Here is a 272-nt window from a genome sequence, read left to right on the forward strand (position 1 = left end):
CGGCAGCACGGACTTCGGTCTGGTGGCGAGTGGCGAACGGGTGAGTAATATATCGGAACGTACCCAAGAGTGGGGGATAACGTAGCGAAAGTTACGCTAATACCGCATACGATCTATGGATGAAAGCGGGGGATCGCAAGACCTCGTGCTCCTGGAGCGGCCGATATCTGATTAGCTAGTTGGTGGGGTAAAGGCCCACCAAGGCATCGATCAGTAGCTGGTCTGAGAGGACGACCAGCCACACTGGAACTGAGACACGGTCCAGACTCCTA

Annotated in this window: 1 rRNA gene; it reads left to right on the forward strand. The window is 55.5% G+C overall.

Features of this window, described 5'->3' with window-relative positions:
• Positions 1-272, forward strand: a 16S ribosomal RNA gene (locus GM676_RS33135); the annotation flags it as partial.

Origin of the sequence: Duganella radicis, assembly GCF_009720825.1 — a bacterium.
In the GTDB taxonomy this organism is placed as follows: domain Bacteria; phylum Pseudomonadota; class Gammaproteobacteria; order Burkholderiales; family Burkholderiaceae_D; genus Rugamonas; species Rugamonas radicis.